The sequence below is a fragment of the Aequorivita sp. H23M31 genome (genome assembly GCF_004022485.1).
Classification (GTDB): domain Bacteria; phylum Bacteroidota; class Bacteroidia; order Flavobacteriales; family Flavobacteriaceae; genus Aequorivita; species Aequorivita ciconiae.
In genome coordinates this window covers 2716427-2741400 of the sequence record NZ_CP034951.1, presented here as the reverse complement: position 1 = coordinate 2741400, position 24974 = coordinate 2716427, and the positions used below count along the sequence as shown (strand labels likewise).

At 39.9% G+C, this 24974-nt stretch carries 15 protein-coding genes; 5 read left to right on the top strand and 10 right to left on the bottom strand.

Going from position 1 to position 24974, the window contains the following annotated elements:
- Positions 1 to 46: 46 nt before the first annotated feature.
- From EI546_RS12080 to EI546_RS12065, 4 genes are read right to left on the bottom strand one after another with little or no spacing between them, the layout of a single operon-like run.
- Entirely contained in the window at positions 47 to 1438 is a 1392-nt protein-coding gene (locus EI546_RS12080; RefSeq protein ID WP_128250776.1) for an efflux transporter outer membrane subunit, read from the bottom strand.
- A 13-nt stretch (positions 1439 to 1451) separates the two neighbouring features.
- Entirely contained in the window at positions 1452 to 4598 is a 3147-nt protein-coding gene (locus EI546_RS12075) for an efflux RND transporter permease subunit (protein WP_128250775.1), read from the bottom strand.
- Positions 4599 to 4607: 9 nt separating this feature from the next.
- Positions 4608 to 5741: an efflux RND transporter periplasmic adaptor subunit gene (locus EI546_RS12070; protein WP_128250774.1), complete on the bottom strand. Its 1134-nt coding sequence runs from the start codon at positions 5739 to 5741 to the stop codon at positions 4608 to 4610.
- Positions 5742 to 5753: 12 nt separating this feature from the next.
- Complete coding sequence (locus tag EI546_RS12065; RefSeq protein WP_128250773.1) at positions 5754 to 6212, bottom strand: GbsR/MarR family transcriptional regulator; 459 nt, start codon at positions 6210 to 6212, stop codon at positions 5754 to 5756.
- 233 nt (positions 6213 to 6445) lie between these two features.
- Here EI546_RS12065 and EI546_RS12060 point away from each other — a divergent pair, with 233 nt between their 5' ends.
- Complete coding sequence (locus EI546_RS12060) at positions 6446 to 7978, top strand: T9SS type A sorting domain-containing protein (RefSeq protein WP_128250772.1); 1533 nt, start codon at positions 6446 to 6448, stop codon at positions 7976 to 7978.
- Positions 7979 to 8448: 470 nt separating this feature from the next.
- On the opposite strand, the gene EI546_RS12055 is transcribed toward EI546_RS12060, so the two are convergent.
- The 5 genes from EI546_RS12055 to EI546_RS12035 all read right to left on the bottom strand — a co-directional run bounded on the left by EI546_RS12055 (position 8449) and on the right by EI546_RS12035 (position 20280).
- Positions 8449 to 9750 carry a T9SS type A sorting domain-containing protein gene (locus tag EI546_RS12055; RefSeq protein ID WP_128250771.1) on the bottom strand — a complete coding sequence of 434 codons (1302 nt, stop codon included), beginning with the start codon at positions 9748 to 9750 and terminating at the stop codon, positions 8449 to 8451.
- 174 nt (positions 9751 to 9924) lie between these two features.
- Positions 9925 to 12228 (bottom strand): penicillin-binding protein 1C, encoded by a 2304-nt coding sequence (gene pbpC / locus EI546_RS12050; RefSeq protein ID WP_240673108.1) that lies wholly within the window; start codon positions 12226 to 12228, stop codon positions 9925 to 9927.
- Positions 12229 to 12814: 586 nt separating this feature from the next.
- Positions 12815 to 13141, bottom strand: coding sequence for a GIY-YIG nuclease family protein (locus tag EI546_RS12045; protein WP_128250770.1), 327 nt, complete (start codon positions 13139 to 13141; stop codon positions 12815 to 12817).
- A 265-nt stretch (positions 13142 to 13406) separates the two neighbouring features.
- Positions 13407 to 19034, bottom strand: a complete 5628-nt coding sequence (locus EI546_RS12040) for an Ig-like domain-containing alpha-2-macroglobulin family protein (RefSeq protein WP_128250769.1) — start codon at positions 19032 to 19034, stop codon at positions 13407 to 13409.
- Positions 19035 to 19179: 145 nt separating this feature from the next.
- Positions 19180 to 20280 (bottom strand): isoaspartyl peptidase/L-asparaginase family protein, encoded by a 1101-nt coding sequence (locus EI546_RS12035; RefSeq protein ID WP_128250768.1) that lies wholly within the window; start codon positions 20278 to 20280, stop codon positions 19180 to 19182.
- 93 nt (positions 20281 to 20373) lie between these two features.
- Between EI546_RS12035 and EI546_RS12030 the strand changes: the two genes are divergently transcribed.
- From EI546_RS12030 to amaB, 4 genes are all read left to right on the top strand, one after another.
- Complete coding sequence (locus tag EI546_RS12030) at positions 20374 to 20907, top strand: 3-hydroxyanthranilate 3,4-dioxygenase (protein WP_128250767.1); 534 nt, start codon at positions 20374 to 20376, stop codon at positions 20905 to 20907.
- Between the two features lie 88 nt (positions 20908 to 20995).
- The gene (gene parS / locus EI546_RS12025; RefSeq protein WP_128250766.1) at positions 20996 to 21463 is read left to right on the top strand and encodes a type II RES/Xre toxin-antitoxin system antitoxin; all 468 of its coding nucleotides are present in this window, start codon (positions 20996 to 20998) and stop codon (positions 21461 to 21463) included.
- 2 nt (positions 21464 to 21465) lie between these two features.
- Entirely contained in the window at positions 21466 to 21924 is a 459-nt protein-coding gene (locus EI546_RS12020) for an RES family NAD+ phosphorylase (RefSeq protein ID WP_128250765.1), read from the top strand.
- A gap of 288 nt (positions 21925 to 22212) precedes the next feature.
- A complete protein-coding gene (amaB, locus tag EI546_RS12015; protein ID WP_128250764.1) occupies positions 22213 to 23766 on the top strand; it encodes an L-piperidine-6-carboxylate dehydrogenase in 1554 nt (517 codons plus the stop codon).
- Between the two features lie 203 nt (positions 23767 to 23969).
- On the opposite strand, the gene EI546_RS12010 is transcribed toward amaB, so the two are convergent.
- Positions 23970 to 24734, bottom strand: a complete 765-nt coding sequence (locus EI546_RS12010) for an exodeoxyribonuclease III (RefSeq protein WP_128250763.1) — start codon at positions 24732 to 24734, stop codon at positions 23970 to 23972.
- Between the last annotated feature and the right edge of the window lie 240 nt (positions 24735 to 24974).

The window sequence follows — 24974 nt, the reverse complement described above, 5'->3', positions numbered from 1 at the left end:
AAGCCAGGGCAGTCAATCAACCAACTAACTAACCAAATGAAAAACTTTATCTCCAACCGCCACCGAGAGCTTCATATAAATCTACGATTGCCTGAAGACGATTATTTTTTGCTGCAACCAAATCCAAATTGGAGCTAAGTGCACGTTCTTGGGCGGTTAAAACCTCCAAATAATTTCCAATTCCATTGTCTAAAAGTTCTTCAGAATAATCCGTAGCTAAATTATAAGCATTGTTTTCATTCTCCTTAACCAATATTTTTTCCGAAGCGGCTTCTATAACATACATTGCATCAGAGACTTCCTTTCCGGCTACTAGCAAAGAATATTTAAATTGCAATAACGCCTGTTCCTGTTGTGCTTGCGACACTTCATATTGTGTTCTGATCCTCCTACCATTTAAAATGGGTTGTGTTAAACCTCCTACCAAAGTTGCAAAAAGCGAATTCGCATTAAAGAGTTTATCCAGTTCCAAACTTTGAAGTCCTCCATTGGCATTAAGGGTCAAGGAAGGATAAAAGCTACTTCTGGCAACATTAGTAAGCTCAAACGCATTTACCAAATTATATTCGGCCGCCATAACATCGGGCCTATTGCTCAATAATTGCGAGGGAACGCCAGTCTCCAAGGGGATATCAATAGATTGTTCTTCTAAGGTAGTTCGTTTTATTTCCTGGGGCTGGGCGCCTAATAATATAGACAATGTATTCTCCATTATCCTACTTTGCGATTTTAAGTCAATTAGAATAGCCTCCGCAGAGTAAAGTTGGGCTTGTGTTTGTTGCACCCCAACCTCGTTTACAATTCCCGCTTCTTTTAAAGCCTTGGTAGTTTCCAAACCTTTTCCACGGGTTTTGATGGTTTCCTCGGTTACCCGGATTTGTTCATCCAGCGCGAGCAATTGGTAATAAGTGGAAGCTATGTTCGCCACCAATCTACTTTTTACCGCTTGATGTGCTGCTACCGTTTGTAGATAGGAGGCTTCGGAAGCACGTTTATTACTTCGTATTTTTCCCCAGATATCCGCTTCCCAGGATAGACCTCCCGAAATTTCAAACTGGTTTGCAGATGACAATTGACCACCAAACTGACTGCTTTCTGAAAACTCCTGATGAGTTGCCCGCGCAGTTCCGCTTAGCGTGGGATAAAATGCAGCTTTTCCTTGCTTAAGATAAGCCGATGCTATGTCTATTTGTTTCAACGCTATGCGGATATCCATATTATTTTTAAGCCCTTCCTCAATATAGCCTTGAAGAACGGGATCCGTAAAAATCTCTCTCCAAGAAACTATTGCCATTGACAAGCTATCTTGTGGCAAACGGTCTGTGCGGAAGGTCTGCGATTCCATTACCACTTCAGGTCTGCTGTACTCCTTAGCTACAAAACAAGATTGTAACGATAAGAAGGCTAGGGTTAATGCAAGTCCTTTTATAAATTTCATAATCTGATTTCTTTTAATTTTCAACTTCCACTTCTTTGACCGGTCTATCAGGAGTTTTGTTCATTTTATCCTGCAGCCATTGGAAAAAGATGTACAAAATAGGGATCACAAATACTCCGAAAATGGTTCCGATCAATAAACCACCTACTGCACCGGTTCCAATCGCTTGGTTACCCCTTGCCCCAATTCCGGTAGAGAATACCAATGGCATCAATCCAACAATAAACGCAAGGGAGGTCATCAAAATAGGTCGAAGTCTCGCCTTAGCTCCCTCGAAGGCCGCTTCCATTCGCGACATACCGTGTCGACGTCTTTGAAGGGCAAATTCCACAATCAAAATTGCATTTTTCGCCAATAGTCCTATCAGCATTATAAGTGCAATCTGGAAGAACACGTTGTTCTCAAGACCAGCAATTTTGGTAACTATATATGCTCCAAAAACTCCGATAGGTACTGAAAAGATTACAGAAAATGGAATGAGATAACTTTCATATTGTGCCGCCAAAATAAAATATACAAACAGAATTACCAGAATAAAAATAAAGGTGGTCTGGTTACCAGCGGATATTTCTTCACGTGTTAATCCTGAGAAAGCAACGGAATAATCCTGAGGCAAAGCAGTTTTGCTCACTTCCTGTACGGCCTTAATAGCATCTCCAGAAGAATAGCCAGGAGCTGCGGCACCATTTACGCTTGCAGAGTTAAACAGGTTGAACCGCGTTACGGATTGGGGGCCATAAACTCTTTTCAAGGTTATAAATTCAGTAATCGGAGACATTTCATTGTTCGCACTTCGAACATACATTTCGTTCAAACTTTCAGGCGTGGCTCTATCTTCTGGCAACGCTTGAATAAACACGCGATATTGTTTTCCATATCTAGAGAAATCCGCGGTGTAGATACTTCCAATATACCCTTGTAAGGTGGTAAGTATTGCACTTATCGTAATGCCCGCTTCTTTGGTTTTTGCAATGTCTACATCAATTTCATATTGGGGATAATCTGTATTAAATGAAGTTTGGGCATACATTATTTCTGGCCGTTGCATCAATTGTTGTAAATAACTCTGTGTAACTTCGCTCAACTCGTTAAAGTCCCCTCCCAATCTATCCAAAACTTTCATTTCGAACCCAGATGAAATCCCAAAACCGGGAACACTTGGAGGTTGGAAGAAGAGGATTTTTGCATCAGGTATGGTAGCAGCTATCCCGAAGAGTTTTCCAATTATGGCCTCTACCGATTTATCATCATCTTCTCTTTCAGACCAATTGTCCAGTTTAATAAAGCTAATTCCGTAGTTACTTCCGGACCCGCTTATAATACTAAACCCATTTACCAACGACACATCGCTCACACCTGGAATCGATTTTATTTTTTCTCCCAGTTCCTTTGTTACTCCTACGGTCCGGTCTAAGGAAGCACCGGCAGGAAGTTCGATATTCGCAAATATCAATCCTCTATCTTCGTCTGGCACAAAACCGGTAGGAGTTGTATTTGATGCCCAAACAATCCCTACTACACATATTGCGAGGAATAAAACCGTAATCCATTTGTGTTTGTATAGAAATCCTAGGGATCTTACATATTTATTGGTTGTAACAGTAAATGCCGTATTGAACTTGCTGAAAAATCTGCCCAAAAGGTTTTTCTTCTTTACTTCTTCATCATGCGATTTAAGGAAGATAGCACATAACGCGGGACTAAGCGTTAATGCGTTTACGGCTGATATAGCAATGGCCACAATTAAAGTTACCCCAAATTGTTCGTAGAAAACCCCAGTTGGCCCTGTTATAAAAGTTACGGGAATAAATACCGCCGCCATCACGAGAGTAATGGAGATAATTGCGCCGGTAATCTCGTCCATAGCAGAATGGGTTGCTTTTAAAGCATTCTTTTCACCTTCTTCCAGTTTCGCATGCACCGCCTCTACTACTACAATGGCATCATCCACCACAATCCCAATCGCTAAAACAAGAGCGAATAGAGTTAAAAGATTAATAGAATAACCAAAAAGATTCAAGAAAAAGAAAGTTCCGATAATGGAAACAGGCACCGCAATAGCTGGAATTAAAGTAGAACGGAAATCCTGAAGGAAGATAAATACCACAAGGAATACTAGAATAAACGCTTCGATAAGTGTGGTAATAACTTTGTGGATAGACGCATCCAAAAACTCATTGGAATCAAAGTTCACTATATATTTCACATCCTTTGGAAAATCTTTTTGCATTTCCTGGATCTTCTCGTGAACGGTTCTAATGATTTCTTGGGCATTGGAACCAGCTGTTTGGTAAACGGCCATACTCACTCCTGGATATCCATTTGTAAATGAAATGGAACCATAATTTTGCGCATCCAATTCTACATCTGCAACATCCTTTAAAGTGAGGAATTTTCCATTTCCTAAGGCTTTGATTACAATACCTTCATATTCCGAAGCATCTTTATATCTACCACTATAGGTAAGTACGTATTCAAAAGACTGCGCATCATTTTGTCCCAAAGAACCCGCAGCAGCTTCACGACTCTGTTCCCTAATGGCAGCGGCGATATCTGATGGCTCCAATTTATAAGCAGCCATTTTTTCAGGCTTCAACCATATACGCATGGCGTAGTCCTTACTTCCAAAAACGTTTACACCCCCAACTCCATTAATCCTCTTCAATTCTGGAAGAACATTAATATTCAAATAGTTTTGAATATATGTTCCATCATAATCGGGATTTTCAGAATATACTGTAAGGAACATCAGCGCACTGGTCTGTTGTTTTTGGGTGATTACCCCTGATTGAATAACCTCGGAAGGCAGTAATGCGGTAGCACGCGCCACACGGTTTTGTACGTTTACCGCGGCGATGTCAGGATCCACATCCTGATCAAAAAATACGTTGATGCTTGCGCTTCCGTTGTTACTTGCGGTAGAGGTAATATAAGTCATTCCCTCAACCCCGTTAATTTGCTCCTCAATTGGCACTACCACGCTTTCAAGAACCGTGGCAGCATTAGCACCTGGAAAATTGGCAGAAACCTGAACTGTAGGAGGTGCAATATCTGGATATTGGGTTGTGGGCAAGGCCATAATCCCCAAAACTCCCAATATTAATATAATGATGGAAACAACGCTCGATAGAACGGGTCGTTCAATAAATTTTCTGATCATGATGTTTCTTTATTTGAATACTTTGTCTAATCCTTTGGCTATACTGTCAAAGTCAACTCGTTGTGCGATTATTGGAGTCTGGTCTCTTAATTTTCCAACTCCTTTTGCAACGATTTTATCACCGGGAACAATACCGTCCTTTACTATTATAAGATTATCCACTTTGTCCAGAATATTAATAGAAGCAGAAGTGGCTAAAGTATCTCCCTGCACCTTATAAACGTATGTTACGCCCTGTCGTTCGTATGTGGACATCGCAGGAACCACCGTGGCATCTGTATAAGTTTTGGGCAATTGGATCTTTCCACTATATCCGCTAGATAGAATATGTGCAGAATTATCAAAAACCGCTCTAAAAGAAACCGTACCGGTGGCGGGATCTACCTGAGGATTAATGGTTTGGATAGTACCTTCTTCTCCATATTGACTCCCATTAGCCAGAATTAAACGCACCTTTGGAAGGTTTTTGATTTTATCCTCAAGGGTTTTACCCTCGGTGTTTTGAATAAACGAGAGATATTCCTTTTCGTTCATTGAGAAAAACGCATAGATCTTTTCAATATCGGCCACCGTAGTCATCGGTACTTGTGATGTTGGACTCACCAAAGCACCTTCACGAAAGTTAATAGCACCCACAAATCCATCGACAGGACTTTTAATGGTGGAATAGCCAATATTGGCGGCAATGGAATTGTATCCACTCTGGGCTTGCGCTAGTTTGGCTTTGGCCGTTTCCAATTGCACATTGCTTATTATATTCTTTTCCACCAGCGGTTTCAATTTATCAACTTCCACTTGTGCGGCGGCAACATTTGCTTTTGCCGCGGCGGCATCTTGGCTTAGGGATTGGGTTTCCAATTTAAACAGAGTTTGGCCTTTTTTAACCTTCTGACCTGCATCCACCAAAACATCAGTGATATAACCTGATGTTTTTGCTCTAACTTCACTGTCCACAATCCCTTCCAAACTCGTAGGATACGTGGAATATGCCGTAACCGTTTCTGACGGTACAGTAACAACGGGAAAAGGCATGGCCTGGGGAGCCTGTTGCATCTGATTTCTACTATCATTGCCGCAGCTCGTCAAAAACAAAAGAACGCATAAAATGCTCGGTATAATGAAGGTTAATGGTATCTTTTTCATTTGAATAGGTAATTAGTGATTTTTATGGTTTTCAATTAATTTTGTTCGTAGGTTTTGCATTAACGATGAAGCCTGATCAAGATAGTTTAGGTATTCCTGATGGAACTCGAGATCGAATTTGTCCTCAGAATCTTCAGGAAGGGTCTCGTTGATATCTTTTTTATAATTCGAAATCTCCAAATGAAGCTCTTTTTCGTCCTTCCAATTCTCAATGATCTCATCCATTGAATTTATTAGAGCATTCGGACTAAGAATGAAATATTTTTTACGATCACCAGATTTGGTATAGTAGGTAATCCTATTAGAAGCCTGTAATGTAGAGAGATGGGTAAAGATGGTGCTTTTGCTTGCGTTTAGATCACTAACCAGATGTTCAAAAGTCTCACCTTTTTTACCTTTAAGAACAAGATGTGCCAATATACGTGCTGCCAGTGGCGCAAGTTGCTCACGGGATTCCAGGTGAACTCCCATCTTTTCTATTAATTTTTCCTTTCTCTTCACGTCGTATTTCTTAAGCAGGGTGCAAATATACGATTGGTTCGGTTTATACCGAACTTAGTGCAATTAAACTTATGTTAAAAAATATGATCGTTAAATGGTGATAAAAATTTAGTGTTTAGATTTTATATGTTAAATGCTGCCACGATTATCCAATACGCCTGAAAAATAATAACTTCGCAAAAATTTTTAAAAAATATACTACAATGAGACAGACCTTTATTCTATTAATGCTTTTAGTATCCCCAATACTAATTTTTGGCCAGTCCGGCACCTTGGACTCTTCTTTTGGAAATGGTGGAACTGTTACCACTTCTGTATTTCCAAATTACAATTTTGTTGAGACCACAAGGGTCCAGACCGATGGAAAAATATTAGTAGCCGGTAATGCTGGAACTTCAGCAACCTACCAGATGGCTATTGCCAGATATAATACAGATGGCTCTTTAGACTCATCTTTCAATGGAGATGGAACTCTTCGCTTTAATGTGGGTCAGGTAAAATCTTTTATTACGGATCTTGTACAACAGCCCGATGGGAAAATTCTAATCGGAGGACGTACTTGGGATAATGTTGCAGGAAATTTTGCTCTCGTGAGGCTTAACGAGGATGGTAGTTTTGATAATACTTTTGGCACAGGCGGGATTTCCCATATCACCACGACAGAAAATGATGTATCTGAAGCAATCTCCTTATTGGACGATGGTAAAATATTGATGGCTGGTTATAGAAACAATAATTTCGCAGTAGCCAAATTCAATGCAGATGGCAGTGTGGATACTTTTTTTGGAGTGAACGGCTGGACTGTTGTTCCATTTGATGGTTTACCCGAAAGTTATATTAGAGCGATGGCAATTCAAAATGACGATAAAATTGTAGTCTCCGGATTTTCGTTGAATTTTGATAATCGTTTTCAAATAGCCGCAGCAAGACTTAATGCGGATGGCACTATTGACAATTCTTTCGGAACAGATGGAACACTAATTTTCAATGTAGGTGATTGGAACGATTTCTCAGATGCATTAGCCCTTCAAGCGGATGGGAAAATACTTATTGGTGGACATAAATGGATTGCTAACGTTCATCAGAGACATGATCTAATTGTAGCAAGGTTGAATACAGATGGTAGTTTGGATACTTCCTATGGAAATAATGGAGTTGCCACTGCTCGCTTGGTAGATGGAGCCAACTATGCGTCAGATATGGTTTTGCAATCTGACGAGAAAGCTATTTTAATTGGTTCAACTGTTTTTGAGGGAGAATATAAAATGGCAATGGCAAGATTTAACACTGACGGAAGTCTGGATGCAACTTTTGGACCAGCGGGCGATGGAATGGTAAGTGTAGAAAATGCGGGCCTCGAAGATTATGGACGAGCTGTTGCACTTCAGGCAGATGAAAAAATTATCTTGGCCGGTCATGCTTACACACTGGATGGAAATAATTCCATGTTTGTGGTTTCAAGATTTTTGAATGACGGCATGGTTGGGGTTGAAGATTTCAAAAATACCGATTTCCGAATTTACCCGAACCCAGCTCGTGAACAATTGACGATAGAAATGAATGACGCTTCTTCGACATATCAAGTAGAAATTTATGATATGTTGGGCAAAAAAGTTTATAACTCCGAAATCCAAAACAAAGGACAGATCAATGTTTCTTCTTTGGCAAGCGGAACTTACTTGGTTAAGTTGAATTCGAATTCACAGACTTCGACTGTTCGTTTTGTAAAACTTTAAGCAAAACAAAGGAGGTAGTTTAAGGTACTAAGACAAGGACTTAAAACTGAATCTTTTATATATTATCTTACAAAGAGGCTTTTCGTTAAGGGGCCTCTTTTTCATTTAATATTCATATTGATATAAACAGCCGGTCTATTTTTGGAAATATACTACTATAGAAAACGACTTTGGGAAGCTCTGAAGCAATTGGATCAATTGTGGCAGCTTATACTTAGCTAAAGGCAATTGTTCTTGAGCGGGATGGCTTATCATATTGACTTTTGATATTAAATGCAGGATATAAAGAAGACTTTGCGTTAACGCGCGGCCCCAAAGTACAGAATGAAAGGTTTAGGTCCAATGGTCTTTTCTGAAAGAGGATACGAAGAAAAATTAACTCGCAGAAAATCAAAATGAAAGAAGCTGCCCCGGTTATAAGGCAGCTTCTTTTTTAAAATTTATAAAACAGTAACAGTGAGGTTCTAATTTTATTTTTTAATAAACTTAATAATTTGGGACCCTTTCTCGGTCTGCGCCTTCAAAATATAGATTCCGTTGCTCAGGTCGCCAATGTTTAGGCTTTGGTTCACCGCATTAGAATTCATTACCTGTTGTCCTAAACTATTATAGATCTCCACATTTTGAATAGTGTATTTAGAACTGAAATTAATATAATCTTGAGCGGGGTTAGGGAATATGGAAATTGTATCCACACTTGTCACGTCATTGGTGCCCATACTTCCTTCTGGCAATTTAATTACAAACCCTCTTGCATCCTGTAGATCTTGATTCACCCCGATACCTCCAATATATTTTCCATCAGGTGAGATAGCGTCGGCTATGGCAAAATCAATTCCTAAGGTATCATATCCCAATTCAGAGATATACTCATTAAGGTTTCTGAATCCATCTTCTTGTGTCCAAATAAAAGCTGAGCCATCTAAGATTCCTTCTACAAAAGGATTGAATGAAAAACCAACAGCTACTGTGCCATCATCTGAAATTGCAGCAATACTGGTGAAGAACTCATCAGCAAACGGATCATCGGCATTTGGATTGTATAGAATTGTTCCCTCATCTTCATTCCAAATATAACCTACTCTATCCAAAGAGAAACCTGTTATGGTTTTTCCGTCGGCACTGATGCCATTTGGTTCTCCTAAAATATTTCCGTCATTATCGGTAAGGAAATGTTGTTCGCCATTCTCCCAATATACACCCTGTCTGTCACCAAAATCCGAATCTTGCCAACCAATTATCCTTGTTCCGTCTGCGTTAACATTATTGGCTCTGGTGGAACGACCTGTTACAGTAGAACCAAGATCTACAACTGGGCTAGGATAATTCCAGTACACACCATGTGCTGTTCCTCCGCTAGCCCATGATAGACCAACAACGTGCTCACCATTTGATGACATACCCCATGAAGAAGATTCTCCATCATCCAAAAAAACACCCAAACCTTCCAAATAGATCCATTCATCTTCTAAAGGTCTGTATAGTGCTGCTACTTCAATACCGGTATCAGGATTTACAACAGAGCAGGAAATTAAACTTCCATCGGCGGAAATAGTTTGGTTTCCAGATGCACCTGATTCTGAGGCCTCTCCTATTATAATAGGCTCACCATTTTCTGTCCACATAAAACTGGCCATACCAAAAATATTACCAACAGCAGTGCCTGTGTTGGATATATCGACAACCTGTGCGAAACTTCCCACATCATAAACCTGAGCTTTAGTGGTTAGAACTGCGCCTAATACTAAAGCAGTAAAATAAATTTTTTTCATTTCAATTAACTTTTTAAATTTTGCCAAATGTATGACTCTGTATATTCTTATCCTACTAAAACCTATAAATTGGGATTTTGGTTATAATCATTAACATAAGATTTCAATTCGCTTTCTCCGATTAAGTATTGTGAGTCTTTTTGGTGTTAGATTGTCACTTCTGACATTTTTTTGTCACCTGCCAGAAATTCGTCGGATCTCGATCTGCTCTTTCAAAGTGTTTCCTTCGTCATCTAATACCGTCAAAATATAGTTCCCTGGCTTTGGGGAAACGGCCAACTCGTGAAAAGTTTTCGTGCTGCCGATATATTGTGAATCCAGATACCAATACACCGAAGTTTCAGGCGAACGATGGGCAATTTTAAAAATGACCTCGTTAATGTTTTCATCAAAATTCTTTGGAAGTAAAACCGTTTCATTTCGCTTTGGATATATAAACGCCATTAGGTTTTCTCCCTCTCGTAAACAATCTGAAGCAAATGGGGGTAAGGATTTATATTCAGGATGAAGGGCAGCGTAATAATACTCCATAACCGGCGGTAGGGTGAACCACTCCTTCTGTTTCATTTCCGAAAGGGGATAACAAGAAGAATTCACCCGATAGGTTTCCGTAGAATTCAAAAAAACGGTCTGATGATATGGACAGGCATCTGTTCGAGTGCCATTAATGGGAATCCATTCCTTTTTTGTTTCCTCACAAAATAGCCCGGCCAAATGGCCACTTTTGGAACAGATTTCCACTTCTGTCAATTCATCGTAAGGAACTTTGAACCAACCACTTTTGGGAAGTTTATTCAGTATATCAAAAAGGACTGGCGAAGCAGCTTGGATACCTGTCAATCCCGGCCTGCCTTCTCCCGATGCATTGCCAACCCAAACCCCTATTGCATATTTTGGCGTGACCCCAACTGCCCAGGAATCCTTAAAACCGTGACTGGTTCCGGTTTTCCAAGCAATGGGCTGGCTACTGGTAAAAAACTCCCAGTTTTCCTCTCCGCTCGGGCGATTCACTTTTTGCATAGCGTCAAAAGTTTCATAAATGGCACCGGCATTCCATACGGAAGGAGTTTTACGAATATTCCCGAATGGATTTTCCGAATGACTTTTTAAATAAGTAGGTTCCACATATTCATTTTCCCGGTATTCACTGGAAGTATCGTTGAAGTAGTTTAATGTGGAAGCCATTCCTGCGTATGCTTTGGTTATATCCCAAAGACTGCTTTCTCCTCCGCCGAGAATCATTGCCAAGCCGTAATAATCCGAGGGTTTATTAATAGCTTTTTGATTGGTCTTTTTTAGGATATTATAAAACCGTTGAAATCCAAATTCCCGCAACATTCTAACGGCGGGGATATTTAACGAACGGGATAATGCCATACTTGCTGGTACCGCGCCATTGAACTTTTTGTCAAAATTCTCTGGAGCATACCCATTTACGGAAGTAGGAATGTCTGCAACTAAAGTATTGGGCAATATTTCCCCCGCATCGAGCATTGATGCAAAAAGAAAAGGTTTTAAAATACTTCCGGTATTTCTAGGTTTCTCAATGATATCCACAAAATTATTATGATCTGCAGTGGTGGGAGAATTGCCAACATAAGCCAAGATTTCGCGAGTATTCACGTCCATAACCAGCACGGCCAGATTGTGAATTTGGTTTTGCGCCAAAATATAATGGTGTTCTTTTACAATATGGTTCACTTTATTTTGAAGTGCGAAATCTACAGTAGTTTGAATACGTTTTCCGGGATGTTCTTTTCTGATTTTCTCCGTTAGATGAGGAGCAACTTCTGGCAAAGGTTGGGGTTTTCCGGGCAAAACTTCTTCTATAGCCAACTCATACGTGGTTTTGTCAATTACTTTCTTGTGAAAAAGTTTAAATAACAAAGCATCTCTTTTGTGTTTTAGTAATACTTCGTTTTTTCCAGGAAATATTAATGAAGGGGCATTCGGAAGAACAGCCAAAGCAGCGGATTGCCCCCAACTAAGTTCACTAGCAGGAATTCCAAAATAACGCCAAGAAGCTGTTTCCAATCCCACAACGTTTCCTCCGAAAGGGGCGTAAGAAGCGTAGAGATTTAAAATGGATTTTTTGCTATAACCCGCTTCCAATCGTGTGGCTTGAAATATTTCAATCAGTTTTTCAAAATAGGTTCTTCCTTTATTTTCACGCGAAAGACGGATAACTTGCTGAGTAATCGTACTTCCACCACGGCGCGGTTTCCCGCTCATATTGTTCCAAAGCGCTTTGGAGATGGAAACCGGATTAAAACCCGGATGCAGATAAAAATATTCATCCTCAAAATATAGCACACATTTTTCAAAACGCACCGGCACAGAATCCATTTGCGGGAATCGCCATTGGCCATCTGCCGCAATTCGAGCTCCGAGCATTTGCCCGTTGCTGCTTTCCGCCACCGTGGCTGTTGGTACATTAAATAGCGGAGACGGAAGACAGAAAAGCCAGAGCAGAAACAAAACCAGTAGGAGGCTGAGTTTTATTTTGTGGGGTTTAATATAATTATTTGACCGAGGGAATTTCAATTTTAAAATTTAATTCAATTATGAATACGAATGTCAGTCTGAGCTTGTCGAAGACCAGTGCGTTGCGCTTCGGCAAGCTCAGCGTGACAACGTTGGTTCAATTCTAAATTGATAATCCAAATATCACTCTGAGCTTGTCGAAGACCTTTTGCCAACTGTGCTTCGACAAGCTCAGCATGACCAGGTTTGTTCTAAATAAATTTGTGTTCCATTTGTCAGTCTTAGCTTGTCGAAGATTCTTTGCCAACTGTGCTTTGAAAAGCATGACAACGTTGGTTCAAATCTAATTGATAATGCAAATGTCATTCTGTCCCGAGGATATCGGGAGTGGAAGACCCGTGCGTTGCGCTTCGACAAGCTCAGCGTGACAACGTTGGTTCAAATCTAAATTGGTAATCCAAATGTCAGTCTGAGCCTGTCGAAGACCTTTTGCCATCCGCGCTTCGAACCTTCGACACGCTCAGGTCAGACAAGCTCAGCGTGACAAAATTATTTCTAAATTAAATTGGTAATCCAAATGTCAGTCGGTCCCGAGGTGCCGATTATCCGGATGTCCATATTCAGTATAGTTTTTTGAAAACTCAATTAAATCTTGCCAATTCTCTTCTATCAACGCAGTTTTCTTTCTTCTTGACCAGCCCTTTATTTGTTTTTCAATTTTTATCGCTTCAGATGGATTTGTGCATTGTAAATACCACTTCAATTCTACTGGTCTTCTATTAAATGTATAACAATCCCTTTTTATACCCTCATTGTGCTGTACAAGTCTTCGTTCCAAATCATTGGTTATTCCTGTATAATAGGAATTGTCGGAACAGAGAACTATATATGTAAAGTAATATTTCATTGTTAAAAATTTCGACCGTCTGGAGGCGCTTCGACAAGCTCAGCAGGACACCATTTGTTCCAAATAAATTTGTATTCCATTTGTCAGTCTGAGCTTGTCGAAGACCCACTCAGTTGCGCATCGACAGGCTCAGCAGGACACCATTTGTTCCAAATAAATTTGTATTCCATTTGTCAGTCTGAGCTTGTCGAAGACCCACTCAGTTGCGCATCGACAGGCTCAGTATGACACCGTTATTATAATTAAAATTAGAAAAAAACATAACTCATAACTTCACCTCAACCCACATCCCCTTATTCCTCGCAAAATAACTATGGTCATACATTCCCTCCACCTGGGTCCCCGGCAGATAATAAGTTCCTAAATAAGAGGCATTCAATTTTACGGTATATGTTCTGGTTTCATTTCTATCCAAATCGAAAAAGAAATTAACTCGGTCATCTCGGATATCCGTATAGCGTGCATTTCCGCTTGCACCGCCACCGAGTTCGGTAAAACTGGTGTTGACGATTTCCCATCCTCTAGGGAAGATTTTCGCCAAAGCAACATTTTTTATGGCATTGCTTGAAGTGTTGGTGATGCTCACTTTTGCTATGATTTCTGTTCCTTGTCGCAAATTGGTAACGTCCAATACTTTTCCAGCACCATCCAAGTACTGCGATTTGATGGAAAGGTTGCGCTGTTCGGCCATTTCATCACCAAGAGGTAATTTTCCTGTTTGTGAAAGGGTGACGTAAACCACATTTCCTTTTTTATTGGTAACTGTAACGGAATTGCTTCCCATTGTAAACGAAAGATTCTTTTGCACCAAGGCGCGGTCGCTTTTTACTTCTTCCGTCTTTCCATTTTTGGTAAAGGTGAGTTCCATTGCTTTTCCACCGTTTTTTTCCACCATTTTTGCCATTGCCAAAAGTGCATATGCCGTTTCTTGGGTGCTATACCAACGATCCATCCCTAAATCCTTTGCTAATGACAATGCCAAATCCCGCTGTTTTGGATCATCCAAAAGAACCATAGTTTCCAAGGCCATCGCTTTGTTTCTAAAGGGAGAACCGTAAGTATAATTGTCATATTTCTGAGGTATGAAATTAATGTTTGCAGTCTGTGCGATTTCCTGTGCGACACTTTTTTTACCAGCTAAGGCATAGGCTGCTGCCAGGCGCCACTTGGCATCATTGCTGAGTTCTTTGCTTTCGCGCAATCTGTTCATCGCGGCTAATTCCGGTTTTCCGGCAAGTGCCAATGTGTAAAGTCTATAAGCCTGTGTTAAACTGGAATTGTAAACTGCATAGGAATTCCGCCATTGTCGCGCCGTATTTTGCTGGTACGATATCCAATTGCTCATAAAGCTGATGGGTAGGGCATATCCTTTTTGTTGTGCTTCAAGCATAAAATGCCCGGCGTAATTGGTTGTCCATTCATCTGCTTCACGTTCGCCTGGCCAATAGGCAAGTCCGCCATTTGTAGTCTGAAATCGATTCATCCTCTCAATTGCAGCTTTGATATTTTTCTCCATTTGCTGTTTTTTATCAAAGGGAATATCAAAAACATCTGCCAAATATAACTGCGGGAATGCCGCTGAGGTGGTCTGTTCCAAACAACCGTAAGGATAATGGATCAAAAAGCTCATTCTCCTTCCAAAATTCATCGGTGGCAAAGTGGAGAATTCAAGAGTGGCTCCATTGCTTCCAGGAACTCCAAAAGTTGCAAAATCAATTGTCTGCGATGCATTCCCGTCCAATGTATAATCCGTTGTTTTCTGCGAAATCGGATTCGGGTTCTCAACGTCGATTTCTACTTTGTAACTTGCCTTTTCTCCATTTCCAGATGCCAATATTTCAATTGTTTGGAATTTTTGAGTTGGTAGCACATCGAACTCAAAATTGACAATTTGTTCCCCAGGAGAATTAAAGGAAATAGTTTTTGAAGTTCCATTGACTGGTTTTAAAGCATCGCTGGCTTTTACGGAAATGGAAACGTTTTTCACTTTATTTTCCATAGCAAACACCGTAACTGGAAGAGTGACTTTTTCACCTGGAGATAATTTCCTCGGAAGTGATGCCAACACCATCAAGGGTTTACGGACGGGCGTGGTTTTTTCGGCATTTCCATAAGCGCCTTTTGAGTTATCCCCCGCAACAACCATTGTACGCACAGAACCCACATAATTTGGCATCATTATTTGATGTGTGGCAGTCTTTCCTGCGGCAAGTTCAAATGGGCCGAGATATTTTACCACCGGTTTAAACCGATCAGCCTTTCTGTTTTTTGCTCCCAAAGCTTCATCGCCACCTCCAATGGCGTAAATATTGTCCACACTGCCGGAATAAGCGCCGATAACGTAATCAAACATATCAAAGGTTTTTACGCCAAGCGCTTCGCGACTATAAAATGCGCCGTGAATATCCGGAGTTTTATATCGGGTCAAATCCAAAAGTCCATCATCTACCACCGCCAAAGTATAAGTCATAGGTTTATTATTTTCTTCGGAAACTTTTACGGTGAAATTTTCCTCAGGTTTTAAAACTTCAGGCATAGTGATTTTTGGATGAAGCACAGTGGAAGGATTTTCTACCGAAATCGGAATTACCCCATAAAGGCGCATTGGTAAATCATTTTTGGTCTGGTTATGCGGTTGAAGTAAGGAAATATTCACATAAATATTGGGAGCCATCTCCTCGGTAATTGGAATAGCCACCTGAGTTTTCCCTTTTTGAGTCTCAATCCAATAGGTTTCCAAAACTTCCGTGCCATTTTCAACACTTACCAACGCTCTGCCATCACTGCCTGAAGGAAAGGTTATGGATGCTTTTTCACCGACTTTATATTTATCCTTATTGGATGAAAATACCAACATTTTGGCACTTTCTGCATCACCATCACTTGGACGCTGCCACCAGTTTTTATAGAAATAAGCTACTCCTCCTGTAGCGTGTCCGGATTGAGGATCGATTACCCGAACCAAATATCTGCCACCTTCTTCATCGGGAATATTTATGTTGAATTTGCCTTTCCCACTTGCATCGGTGGTTATAGTGAAATCCTTTACTGGTCTGTGCACAGTTGAGTTTTCATAAGTAGAAAGATTGTCCTGACCACGGTTCCACCACCAGCGCCATTCAATTTGAAAAACCTTGACTTCTAGATTTCGATTTCCCGCAGGATTTCCCTGTGCATCGACGGTTTGAACATCAAATGAGGTGTTCTCATCGGTATAATAAGAGCCGTATTCACGCGCTTCAGGTGATTTTAATCCCACGAAATAGGAATAGGGCGCCAATTCCTTGGTGAATACATCCAATGAAAAATCGCCACCGCCTTCATATACTTTTGTCAAAAAAGTCGCTTTCAACATTCCGGGTGCATTTTTGCCCACTTCCAGATTTTTACTGAAAGACGTACTTCCTTCCGAAGATAGTTTGGTGTCCAAAACCGGGATTTCAACTTCATCAAAATTCCGTACTGGGTCGATAAAGTTATATTTTGGATATTTTGGAAAAGCAGAACTGCTTGCCCGTAGTGTGGCGGTCATATCTATTTTTAAATCCCTGGCCGGCGAACCGTGAAGCCACATTGCGCTGACCGTCCCTTTTATTGGCTTGGTAGCGTCCAAGATTTCATCATCGAAATCGAGTTTAATTTTTAGGCGGTTGGGCTTAATCGTAGCTACCTTCAGAGTGTGGCTGAATTGGGCTCCTCCTACTGTTATGGTTGCATTCCAGTTTCCAGTGGGGGCGGAAGCTTCGGTGGTGATGGGAAAATAATAGAAGTTCTTAGTACCCCTCGCACCCAGTCCCCCTCTCCCTGCGGGATCTCCCCCCGTGGGGGAGAAATTAGAATATTTATTCAGTACAGTTCTTTGCACAAGTTTTCCTCTTGCATCAGTAACTGAAAGGGTTACGGGATGATTTTTGGGAAGTGGATTCGCGTTGTCATTTAGAACAAAAGTGAGATGGATGCTATCGCCGGGACGGTAGACTCCACGCTCGGTATAGGTAAATCCCTTTAATCCCTTTTGAAGTTCCTTCCCTGAAATATCAAAATTGCTCATTGAAAGCGCATTGCCATCTTCCAGTTTTACATAGGCATAATTATTTCCTTTTTGGGCAATGGCAAAGGCGGCATTTTGACTGTTATCGAAAATACCTTTTCCATCAGATTCTGTAAGAACAGCGCCAACGCGTTGTTTCTGATAATTATAGATCTGGATTTTGACGCCATTCTCTGGCTCAGCAGTCAACAAATTCGTGGTAAAAAATTGGTAGGTACGGTTATTCCCTTTTTTCACGATAAGCCCTAAATCGGACCCTAAGATATTCGTAGTTACAACCCGATCGCTATTGTAATATGCCGGATGGCACGGATTATCCTGTTGCTCCCAGTTATAATTGTAAGTTCTCCAACGATAAATCTCGTTATCCCAATACCGTTGTTCGCGTATTTCTTCGTCTTCTGAAGAATCCATTTTATAATATGGATCATTTTCATAATAATCATCTTCATCGTCCTCTTCGGTATCAGTTTCTTTTGCAACTATTCCCGCACAATCATACGTAATATAATCCCTCTTAAAACTGAGCTCAAGTTGATAAATAGCTCCCGGATCGGCATTAAAGTATTCCGAAAGATTGATAGCATAGGCCTTCCAACTTGCATCACCACCAAGACCCCCAGCTTTTAAGTCGATCGTTTTTTTGGCAATTCTTCTTCCCACCCGCCGAATATCATAACTCTCGATGTCGTTGAGATTATAGCTTTGCAGAAACTGAAGTACATTGTCTTGATAAATTTTTATCACGCGAACGTCCACTTTGGAAAGATTTACAGCTTCAAAATAAACCGGAGTTGAAGCCGAATTTGGCAGTATCACACCTTTGGAAATCATTCTGATAGCAGGTTTTAATGCTTCAAAGGAAATCAATTCTGAAAATTCCTTTTTAAGGCCTACACCTTCTGTATTTTTGATTCCCCTGAAAATATTCACCTTTACATCTCCCACAACTCTGTTGGGTGGATAAACGTTTAGTACGTTACCATCCACCTCGTAACGAAGATTATTAGTATTTTCAATGGTTACCAATCCAGCAAAATCCTGGTTGACCATCAAAGGATCTGAAAAGTTGATACTCAGAAGTGCCTGGGGACCGGGAGTGCTCTTAACATCCAATATTGTGAAATTATTTCGTCCCGGGATTTTAAATGTATTTTCTCCTTTATTTTCAGCACCAATGGATTTCCCATCCCATTTAATTAGTATTTCAGAATCATCCATTTTCCGGCTAATGCTATCAATGGTAAAATTAAAAATCTCACCGTCGGCAGCTTCTGTTGGCCATTTTAGTTTTAAGTTTTTACCGTTTTGTGATGCCGAAATGAGCTGCTTCGTATTTTCCAAGGAAATTGCATCCGATGCCTCTATCTCCCCTTCCAAGTATTGCCACTCCTTATTATACGATTGCAAATTTCCCATTACAACCCTGAAATTCGGCTTAATGGTTTTAAAACTAAAAGTATATGTTTTAAACTCCTTGGAAATATTGTCGTAAAGCTTGTTGAGTTTTACCGTAACGGTATATTCAGTATCCGGTTTTAGATTTTTGGAAGGCTGAAAGATTAATGTATTCCCATTTTGGATTGCTAACTTTCCATCCACCTTGGGAGAAATCTCTAAATAATCTTGGGTTTTGAGTTCTTGGGTCATTTCGAACTGATCCAAAGGTTTTGCCAACCCCACTTTTATGTCGGTGGTAATGGATTTATTTCCGTAGGTGTTATACGAAATATAATCCTTGAACTTAAAGAGATTGTCAGTTTCGGAATGCTCGTCTTTCTTCTTACAGGAAAAAATCAAGAGAATTAGTGAAAGGATGAAAAGACGATGGAATGTTTTCATAACTGGTCAATTTTTGGAAGATTTAAATGTAAGGGAAATAAGATTTTCGCGCAATTGGTCTTTCTAAATATACTCTATTTATGGGAGTCGTTATAAGCATTATCTTTTAGATTGAGAACTCGGGAATTTAGTCTATATATTTTATTCACTCGCTTTCTTTATAAATCCCAATCACCATTTCACCTTCAGAATTCATAGTTGCTCTATACATTCCTGCCGTATTGAATTCCATAGTTACATTTGCATCTTTATCAATTGCTACAATTCCGCCTTCACCACCGAGTTCAGGAACTTTTTTCTGAATTACCTCTTTTGCGGCATCTTTTAAACTCATCCCTTTATATTCCATTAATGCAGAAATATCGTAGGCGACTACAGAACGAATAAAGAATTCTCCCCAGCCAGTTGAGGACACAGCGCAGGTTGCATTATTTGCATAAGTTCCTGCACCAATAATAGGTGCATCCCCAATGCGGTTCCATCGCTTGTTAGTCATTCCGCCAGTAGAAGTTCCTGCAGCGAGATTGCCGTGTTTATCCAGAGCGGCACAACCCACAGTTCCAAATTTCGAATTCTTTATGTACGGATCCATAAAGTCCTCAGTCCCTGTCTCGGCTACGATCCCTGAGTGTTTCGAAGGAGTGTAGTGAAGAGCAGTTTCCTTTTTCAAAACCTTTTTGAGTGATTCATATCTATTTTGAGTGTAGAAATATGAAGTATCCATCATTTTATATCCCAAACCTCTTGCGAATTCCTCTGCTCCCTCACCATACAACAGTACATGATCACTTTTTTCCATCACATCACGAGCCAAATTAATGGGATTTTTAATATGTCGAACGCCTGCTACGGCACCGGCATTCAAAGTGGCACCGTCCATTATGGAAGCATCCAATTCGTTTCTTCCCTCGTGAGTAAAGACAGCTCCTTTCCCGGCGTTGAAAAGAGGCGAATCCTCCATAACATTTATTGTTGCGGTAACAGCGTCCAAAGAAGTTCCACCATTTTTTAAAATTTCGTATCCTGTAGAAATAGCCTCTTTAAGTTTCTTCTTATAAGCGGTTTCAAGAGAATCACTCATATTTTCCTTTAAAATAGTTCCTGCCCCACCGTGGATTACGATTCCAAAGTTTTCTTTGTTTTCTGAAACTTTTTCATTTGTGTCTTTATTTTCTAAATTGGTTTTTGTGTTTTCGCAGGCAACCAAACTGCATAGTACAATTAGGAATAGGATGATTCTGTTCATTTTTGTTTTTTTTAAATTAAGCACTCTTTTCACCAATCTTTTTCCTCTTAAATCATTTTACGCTATTTTTACGTAACTGATAAATATACAACAATGGCTATTAAAAAACCTTTTAACCTAAATAAGTGGATCGAAGAAAATCGTGATAAGCTAAAACCACCCGTTGGTAACAAAAATCTTTATGTGGATTCGGACGATTATATCGTAATGATTGTTGCGGGTCCAAATGCTCGGAAAGATTATCACTATAACGAAACGGAAGAACTGTTTTATCAATTGGAGGGAAATATCCAGGTTGCTATCCAGGAGAACGGCGAAAAACAAGTTATGGATTTGGGTCCTGGGGATATGTATTTAAATCCTGCAAAAACTCCGCATTCCCCTGCGCGGAGTGAAGGCTCCATTGGTTTGGTCATCGAAAGAAAACGGACGGATTTAAAAGGTGAGGACGGCTTATTATGGTTCTGTGACAACTGCAATCATAAACTATATGAAGTTTATTTCCCATTAAGTGATATAGAAACCGATTTTCTAGAGCATTTTAAACACTTCTATAATAGCAAGGAACTTCGAACCTGCGATCAATGCGGAACTGTGATGGAAACAGATCCGAGATTTACAACCTAGTGTAACGATGGAAAAGATGGAATAAAAATTTGAAAAACCAAATAAAAAGTGTAAATTTGAACTATGTTTAGATTAAATTTATACTGCAATGAAAAAGTCTTATAAAATACCCCAAAGTACCGATTATGTGAAGGAAGCTCCTACGAGCTTTTATCAGGGAAATTTAGCGGTGCCGCTCGTAGACTTAACTTCCTATCAAAAAATGCAAATTGTTCGGGATGGCATTACCAAATCCTATCTCACCAAATTAAAGGAAGAAACTTCGCTGGATTATGATGCTTTGGCCCAAGCTTTAAGCGTTACACGATCCACACTCATTAACAAAAAGAATGACCAGAGGTTTAGCGACCACGTAAGTGAGCGCATTGTCGCCGTCGCAGAACTATATTCTTTTGGCTATGAGGTTTTTGAAAACAAAGACAACTTCAATAGTTGGATGTTTTCCCCCAATCAAGCACTTTCAGGTGCCAAACCTTTTGAATTGATGGACAATCAATTTGGTCGTGAAGAAATACGAAACCTTATAGGTAGAATTGCACACGGCGTTTTTTCATAATTATGAAGATTTATAGGTTAACCAAAACCCAATTTGACGACGATCTGAAAGGTACAGGTGCCAAACTTTATGGCGGAAGATGGAACCATATTGACATTCCCTGTATTTATACGGCAGAAAGTCGGGCTTTATCCATTTTGGAATATTCGGTTAATGTAAATATTGATTTTATTCCACGTGCTTTGAGCATGTGTGTTTTTGAAATAGAGGAAGATCAGATTTATTCAGTTAAAGAAGAAGACCTGCCTGGAAACTGGAAACAGACACCTGCGCCAAAATCGACCAAGGATTTTGGAACAAAACTATTGGAGGAAGGTCATTCTATTATAAAGATTCCTTCTATTATCATTCCAACGGAATTTAATTACATTCTTAATCCCTTCGTAGGGAATACAGCATTTAAATTTGTAGAAGCAAGGGATTTTATTTTTGACTTGAGGATAAAGAATAATGCGAAATAAAAGGTTTTATACGGAATACGGTTGTTCTCATTGGTAAAATCCAGTTTTCGAAATTACTTTCCACTAAGAAATAAACCAATCAATCTAATTTGAAGCTCTGTTTAATATTCCTGCAGATCCAGCCACGAAATATTTAAAACATTTCTACCCTGATTCTCTGCCTAGTGGACAGATTAAGATCTACAATCCAAAAAATACCTTTCAAATTTTGTACCTTTGCACTCTGTTTTCAAAATGATGGAAACACTTGAATTATTTCAAAAAGAAAACATCAAAACTTATTAGAATATGCAAGCAACTACAACTTCCTTCGGAATAGAAGAAGCCTTGGAACAACTAGGAATACAAGAGATTAGCAACGGAACTTCCACTGGAAGTGACTGGTTTTCAAATGGTGAGGAAATATCCTCTTTTTCACCGGTTGATGCAGAACTAATCGCAAAAGTGAAGACCACTTCCAAAGAAGATTATGATAAGGTTATGAAAACTGCTACAGAGGCTTTCAAAACCTGGAGATTAAAACCTGCTCCGCAACGTGGTGAAATTGTTCGTCAGTTTGGAGAAGAGCTTAGAAGATTGAAAGAACCTCTTGGAAAATTGGTTTCTTATAAAATGGGAAAGAGCTACCAAGAAGGTTTGGGAGAGGTTCAGGAAATGATTGATATCTGCGATTTTGCAGTTGGACTTTCAAGACAACTACACGGATTGACAATGCACTCTGAGCGCCCTGGACATAGAATGTACGAACAATACCACCCACTTGGAGTTGTAGGAATTATTTCCGCATTTAACTTTCCTGTGGCGGTTTGGGCCTGGAATACAGCTTTGGCTTGGGTTTGTGGAGATGTTTGTGTTTGGAAACCCTCAGAAAAAACGCCACTTACAGGTGTGGCCTGTCAACGGATTGCTGCGAGAGTTTTTGCCAATAACAATTTACCAGAAGGAATTTCTTGTTTGATAAATGGGGATTATAAAGTTGGCGAGTTAATGACAAACGATCCAAGAACTGCGTTGGTATCAGCAACCGGTTCCATTAGAATGGGGAAAATTGTAGCTCAGGCTGTTGCTAAAAGACTAGGAAAATCACTTCTTGAGTTAGGGGGAAATAACGCAATTATTGTAGCTCCTGATGCCGATATTAAAATGACAGTAATCGGTGCGGTATTTGGTGCTGTTGGAACTGCTGGTCAACGTTGTACTTCCACAAGAAGGCTGATTATTCACGATAGTATTTATGACAAAGTAAAAAATGCGGTTGTTGATGCGTACAAACAATTGAAAATTGGAAACCCACTGGATGAGAAAAACCACGTTGGACCTCTTATCGATAAGGATGCTGTTAAAGCTTATCAAAACGCGCTGGATAAAGTTGTTGAGGAAGGTGGGAAAATCATCGTTGAAGGAGGAGTTCTTGAAGGCAATGGTTATGAAAGTGGTTGCTACGTAAAACCAGCAATTGCTGAAGCCGAAAATCACTATGAAATTGTTCAGCACGAAACATTTGCTCCGGTTCTATACCTTATTAAGTATAGTGGAGATATTGAAAATGCAATAGATCTTCAAAATGGAGTTGTACAGGGACTTTCATCTGCGATTATGACTAATAATCTTCGTGATGCCGAGCGATTTCTATCGGTTCAAGGATCTGATTGCGGAATTGCAAACGTGAACATTGGTACTTCGGGCGCTGAAATCGGCGGTGCTTTTGGAGGTGAAAAAGAAACAGGCGGCGGCCGCGAAAGTGGAAGTGACGCTTGGAAAGTTTATATGAGAAGACAGACAAATACGATTAATTATACTACCGAGCTACCTTTAGCGCAGGGTATTAAATTTGATTTGTAGTTCCCTCCCGGCCTCCCCCAAGGGGAGGAGTTAGGAAAATTAAACCCCAAAGGTATTTCGAAGAATGAAGCAATCTAACCTTTGGGGTTTTTAACTGAAGTCCCATTCCAGCCTCCCAAGGGAGGAGAAATTATTACAAAATCCAAAGACATTTCGAGGAATTAAAAAATATAACCTTCGTGTTTGGTTTTCTTTTCTAATAGTCAAAACTCCAATTCTACCAAATGCGGGCAGTGATCGCTGTGCAGGGCATCTTTTAAAATGACAGCTCGCTTTAAATTATCTCTCAAAGTTTCTGAGACCAGATTATAATCTATCCGCCAACCTTTGTTATTGTTTCGTGCATTGGCCCGATAGCTCCACCAAGTATATTGATGAGGCTCTTTATTAAAATGTCTAAAACTATCTACAAATCCACTTCTCATAAATCTATCCAACCATTCTCTTTCTACGGGTAAAAATCCAGAAACTTTAGCATTTCTTATAGGGTCGTGAATGTCGATGGCTTGATGACAGATATTATAATCCCCACAGATTATCAGATTTGGAATTTCCGTTTTTATCAAGTCGATATACTTCTGGAAATCGGCCATATAGGTAAACTTATGTTCCAATCGATTGATGTTGGTACCACTGGGCATATATAGGCTCATAACGGAAAAATCATCAAAATCAATACGAATGTTTCGCCCTTCAAAATCCATATATTCTATACCCGTTCCATATTCTATATGATTAGGTTTAAATTTTGAAAGTATTGCAACTCCACTATAACCCTTTTTCTGAGCGCTATACCAATAATGATACGGATAACCGGCATTTTCTATTTCCTCTATTTCCACTTGATCAAAATTGGCTTTTATTTCCTGAAGACAAATGATATCCGGATTTGCCGCTTTGAGCCAATCGATGAAACCCTTTCGCATTGCGGCGCGAATGCCGTTGACATTGTATGAAATTATTTTCATTTAGATATTTTCAATATAGTAGAACTCAATTGGTAAAATTACCGAAAAATAAAGGTTTAGATAAACCCGCGTTAGGGATAGCAGCGAAAATCCCACAGCGACCCTTTTTCTGGGGAGCGAGGACTTGTAGCGAATAGCCCGACTCCTGCCCATTTTTCTTGGGCAGGAGGAACGCCCAGTGAGCAATAAATAAAATTACTCCTGAATTGTTTTGTTATATTCAAATAGTAGGATTTATCC